This is a genomic window from Kitasatospora sp. NPDC004669, from assembly GCF_040609455.1.
In the GTDB taxonomy this organism is placed as follows: Bacteria; Actinomycetota; Actinomycetes; order Streptomycetales; family Streptomycetaceae; genus Kitasatospora.
On sequence record NZ_JBEXKB010000178.1, the window covers coordinates 1 to 4,210 of the forward strand.

The 4,210-nt window shown below is 71.1% G+C and carries 4 protein-coding genes and 1 pseudogene; 2 read left to right on the plus strand and 3 right to left on the minus strand.

Going from position 1 to position 4,210, the window contains the following annotated elements; genetic code table 11:
* Window positions 1-103: 103 nt before the first annotated feature.
* From ABZW30_RS46565 to ABZW30_RS46575, 3 genes are all read right to left on the minus strand, one after another.
* Window positions 104-1,570: a hypothetical protein gene (locus tag ABZW30_RS46565; protein ID WP_355677421.1), complete on the minus strand. Its 1,467-nt coding sequence runs from the start codon at window positions 1,568-1,570 to the stop codon at window positions 104-106.
* 177 nt (window positions 1,571-1,747) lie between these two features.
* Entirely contained in the window at window positions 1,748-2,518 is a 771-nt protein-coding gene (locus ABZW30_RS46570) for a lysophospholipid acyltransferase family protein (protein WP_355677422.1), read from the minus strand.
* Between the two features lie 263 nt (window positions 2,519-2,781).
* Window positions 2,782-3,207, minus strand: coding sequence for a DUF4395 domain-containing protein (locus tag ABZW30_RS46575; RefSeq protein ID WP_355677423.1), 426 nt, complete (start codon window positions 3,205-3,207; stop codon window positions 2,782-2,784).
* A gap of 208 nt (window positions 3,208-3,415) precedes the next feature.
* Here ABZW30_RS46575 and ABZW30_RS46580 point away from each other — a divergent pair, with 208 nt between their 5' ends.
* Together ABZW30_RS46580 and ABZW30_RS46585 are read left to right on the plus strand one after the other, a co-directional pair.
* The gene (locus tag ABZW30_RS46580) at window positions 3,416-3,829 is read left to right on the plus strand and encodes a thioredoxin family protein (RefSeq protein ID WP_355677424.1); all 414 of its coding nucleotides are present in this window, start codon (window positions 3,416-3,418) and stop codon (window positions 3,827-3,829) included.
* Window positions 3,830-4,097: 268 nt separating this feature from the next.
* Window positions 4,098-4,210 (plus strand): annotated as a pseudogene (locus ABZW30_RS46585) (electron transfer flavoprotein subunit beta); the annotation flags it as partial.

Genomic DNA, 4,210 nt, shown 5'->3' on the forward strand with positions numbered 1-4,210 from the left:
GATGGTACTGCAGGGGGGACCCTGTGGGAGAGTAGGACGCCGCCGAACAATTCTTCAGAAAAGGCCCACCCGGCTTACCGGGTGGGCCTTTTCGCGTTTCGGCTCAGTTGTCTTGGAGGTCGTTCTCCTCGTCCTCCGGCTGCCCTTGTGCCTGAGACGGTGTCCCTGCCTTGGACGGTGTCGCTGCCCGAGACGGTGTCCCTGCCTTAGTCGGTGTCCTTGCCTTAGTCGGCGTTGCTGCCCGAGACGGTGTCGCAGCCCGAGTCGGCGTTGCTGCCTTAGTCGGCGTCGCCTCGGCGGATGCCGTCGGAGCCTCGGGCTGGGGCGGATCGGATGCCTGGGGTGTCTGGGATGTCTGGGGCACTTGGGCTGCCTGAGACGCCTGCACCGGCACCGCCGCCGTTCCCCACGCAGGTCGGCCGAGCCACTTGTCGGCGCTGTTGGTGAGCCGGGCGATTCCCGTACCGTCCGGCCGCATGCTGTAGAGGTCGGCGCCGGCGCCCTTGGGGGCCTGGGTGAAGACGATGGACTTGCCGTCGGGCGCGTAGGCCGCGGTTCCGTAGGTGGTGTCGGAGGGCGCGGGGGTGAGGGCGCCGACGGCGCTGCCGTCGGGGTGGATGGTGTAGATGCCCCCGCCGGGGGTGTTGTCGGGGCCGGCCGGGTAGGTGGTGAAGACGATCTGGGTGCCGTCGGGTGACCAGCTCGCACGGTCGCCGGCGCGCAGTTCCCAGGGAGTGAGCTGGCGGAGTCCGGTGCCGTCGATGCTGACGACATAGATCGCACGGCTGTTGGCGGGCTGTCCGGTGGCGCTGGTGCGGTACTCGAAGGTGAGCTGCTTGCCGTCGGGGGACCAGCTGGGGTTGCTGACGGCGCCGGAGTACGGCTTGTCGTTGGTGAGGAAGGTGAGCCGCTGGACATTGGTGCCGTCGGGGCTCATCAGGTAGAGGTCCGAGTACTGGGTCTGCTTGTTGCCGGCCGTGTCGAGGGCGCCCCAGGAGCGGCTGAAGGCGAGCTGTTTGCCGTCGGGGGAGTAGGAGGGGGCGCGTTCGTCCTCGTTGGCGCAGTCAGCGCTTCCGCTGCTGGTGTCGCAGAGCTGGCTGATCTGGTGGGCGTTGTCGCCGGTGGCGGAGACCGTCCAGACGCGGGCGGCGCCGGTCTGCGGGTCGGTGCGGTCGAACGCGATACTGCTGCCGTCGGGCGACCAGTCGGGGCGGTCGTCCAGGGCGTGGTCGGACGGCTGGGTGACCTGGCGCTGGGCGGTGCCGTCGGGGGCGAGGGTGACGATGGCGCTGGTGGTGCGGGTGGCGTCGGTGTACGCCCGGCTGACGATCAGTCCGTTGTGCGCGGCGGCCGCGGGGGTGGCGGCTGCCGCGCCGACCATGCCGGCGGAGTCGGTCGGCTCGGGGGTGACGGTGGGGGATTGCGGCCGGATCTCGGACAGCGGGATCTCCCCGGGCTCGGCTCCGCAGCCGGTGAGCAGGGTGCCCAGAAAAAGCAGGCCCGCACCGGCGGTTGCGCGGGTGCGGGCCTTGTTCGTGGGGGACTTCCCTGTGCCGGTGATCCGTGCCATCTCCGTCTTCGACCCTTCCGACCGTTCCGACGTGTGCTCAGTCTCGGATCAAGGAGGAGATCCGGGACGGAGGCCCCTGAAAGGAGCTGTCACTGTGTCAGACGGGGGCGTCGACGGCCGGGCGACACGCGACGGAACGCGTCCGCTCGGTCGCATGGAGTAGAGGGCGGGGCTCAGTCAGCCCCGGGCGGCGCGGCGTTCGGCCTTGGCGAGGGCCTCCGCCTCGTCCTCGGCCTCGGCGACCTCCAGAGTGGGCGCGGTGCCGCCGAGGTGGGCGGGCAGCCACCAGGTGTCGTCCGGGCCGGAGGGCTTGCCGCGGTACTCCCGCTGGGCCTGGTCGAGCATCTCGCTCATGGCGGCGCGCAGCTTTCTGGTGACCATCACGGGCTTGTCGTTCGGGCCGAGGTGAATCGGTTCGCCGATCATGATCGTCACCGGGACGTGGCGCTTGGTGAGTGTCTTCGGGCGGCCCTTGGTCCAGAGCTGCTGGGTGCCCCAGAGGACGACGGGCAGCAGCGGGGCGCCGGAGTCGGCGGCCATCCGGGCGGCGCCGGTCTTGAACTTCTTCAGCATGAACGAGCGGCTGATGGTCGCCTCGGGGAACACCCCGACGACCTCGCCGGCCTTGAGAGCGCGCACGGCGGCCTCGTAGGCGGGCTGGCCGTCGGTGCGGTCGACCGGGATGTGCTTCATGCCGCGCATCAGCGGGCCGGAGATGCGGTGCTTGAAGACGTCGTCCTTGGCCATGAAGCGGGTCTTGCGCTTGCCGCCGCGGTAGGCGCCGAGGCCGGCGAAGAGGAAGTCGAGGTAGCTGATGTGATTGCTGACCAGCACCGCTCCGCCCTTGGCGGGAATGTGCTCGGCACCCACGATCTCGATCCGCGCGTCGAGCGCACGGAAGGCGGTGAGTGCGGCGCCGATCACCGGCGGGTAGACGAACTCTGCCACGGTCAGTCCTGACTTCCACGGGCCGGAGCCCGGTACGGCGGGTACCCGCACCGTTGTGCGGGAGCCGACCGGAGCACGGCACGCCGCGGCGGTCACGGGTGATACACGGAGATGATCCCCCGAACGAGTGCCTGCTGTCACCTGAGGCGTGTGGGCAAGCGAATATTCGCGGTGTGATCTCCGTGATGAATCCGGCTGGGAACTTTCTCCGTTCCGCGGTGCCGGTGACGTCGCGGGTGCGGCGGAGGTCGCGGCGCAGCCGGTCAGGCCCCGGCGCCGAGTCGGCCCTGGGCACGCCGGACGATCGGGTACATCTCGCAGCCCACGCAGTAGCCGAAGGCGGCGTTCAGGAAGGCCGCGGTCAGGGCGAACGCGGTGGCCAGCAGGGCGAGCCAGATGACTCCGGTGAAGTAGCCGAGGGCGCCGACGGAGGTGAAGACCAGACCGACGCCCTGGGCGAAGCGCAGCGGCCGTTCGTCCTCGGTCTCGGTGGGCGGCGCCAGCCGGGGGAGGACGAGGGCCCGGAACAGCAGGCCGTACGGGGAGAGCCGGAGCCCCCCGAAGGCGCTGAGCGCGAAGACCAGGGCCTGGGTGGCGAGCAGGAGACCGTTGCCGCTGACCAGGACGGCCACCAGGACGGCGGCGGTGAGCGCGGAGGAGAAACGGGGACCGCGGGGGTCGGTCTGCACGAGGGCTCCGGGGGGTCGCGACGGGCGGGTGCGGCGGGGCGCGTCAGCGGCAGCGGGAGGTGGTGGCCCGGCCCGGGTCGACGGCGCGACGGGAGATCGGCAACGGTGGTGCGGTGCGTTCGGAGTCCACCGGCCGATCGTACGCGGGCCCGGCGTCGGCGGTCGACCTTCCTTCCGGGCACGGAGCGCGCTGCCGCAGACTGGAGGGATGACCGGACTGGTGGTGTGCGTTGTCGCGTTGGCCGTGGCGACCACGTTCGGGCTGCTGCGGGCCAGGCGCGACGGGAGGCTGAGGGTGCTCACCGAGGACGAGGCGATACGGCTGTCGGAGGCCGATCTGGGCGGGCCGCTCGGTGAGCGGGCGACCCTGGTGCAGTTCTCCACCGCTTTCTGCCAGCCGTGCCGGGCCACCCGGCGGGTGCTCGCCGAGGTGGCGGGGATGGTCGCCGGGGTCGCGCACGTCGAGGTGGACGCCGAGGCGCGCCTGGAGCTGGTCCGCCGGTTGGCGATCCTGCGGACGCCGACCGTCCTGGTGCTGGACGCGGGCGGCCGGGTGGTGCGGCGAGCGGCGGGGACGCCGCGCAAGGCGGATGTGATCGCGGCGCTGGGACAGGCGGTCTGACGGGCGGCGGCCAGGGACTCGCACGTCGGTTTGCGGTACCCCGTGAGGTGGAGTCGACCCCCTCCTGGGGCAGGATGGGCGCAAGCGGCGGTGCAGCCGTCCCGGCGTAAGCTACTGGCGAGTAGTGACCGCTGAGCTACCGGCGAGTATGCTGCCAGGGAGTTCCGGACCGGCACGGGAAACTCGCTGCCCGGAGCGGGTGCGTGGAGTGTTCGTACCCGCTTGCACAACCGCAGCCGCCGGACGAGACCAGTACAGGAGACAGGCCGTGAGCTTGAGGATCGTTGTCTGTGTGAAGTACGTGCCGGACGCGACGGGTGACCGTCGTTTCGCGGACGACCACACCACCGACCGGGAGGGCGTGGACGGCCTCCTGTCGGA

Excerpts from the sequence above, each read along its gene's own strand:
- ABZW30_RS46565 (WP_355677421.1), bottom strand. The coding sequence starts at position 1,570 with ATGGCACGGATCACCGGCACAGGGAAGTCCCCCACGAACAAGGCCCGC.
- ABZW30_RS46580 (WP_355677424.1), top strand. The coding sequence starts at position 3,416 with ATGACCGGACTGGTGGTGTGCGTTGTCGCGTTGGCCGTGGCGACCACG.